General features: G+C 71.2%; 1 pseudogene. It reads right to left on the bottom strand.

From position 1 onward, the window contains the following. A pseudogene (locus KVT32_RS30915) lies at positions 1–190 on the bottom strand (ShlB/FhaC/HecB family hemolysin secretion/activation protein); the annotation flags it as partial. Between the last annotated feature and the right edge of the window lie 60 nt (positions 191–250).

A 250-nucleotide genomic window follows, 5' to 3' on the forward strand; every position in this document is an offset into this window, starting at 1 on the left:
AGCGCTTGTCCTCGTAGGTCAGGCGCTGCTGCAGGCTGGGGCGGCGCGTGCGCAGCAGCGGATGGGGCAGCACCACTTCGCCGACCTTGGCGGTGCCCTGGGCGTCGAGCGCCTCGAATTCCTCGCCCAGGTGGTAGCGCAGCCCGGCGTAGGACAGGCCCAGGCGGGTGCCCGCCGAGCCGACCGGCATCACGTAGCCGGCGCGCGCATACTTGAAATCGGAACCGGTGCTCGACGCCAGCAGCGAGAC

This window comes from Achromobacter sp. GbtcB20 (assembly GCF_019091095.1).
Classification (GTDB): domain Bacteria; phylum Pseudomonadota; class Gammaproteobacteria; order Burkholderiales; family Burkholderiaceae_B; genus Achromobacter; species Achromobacter mucicolens.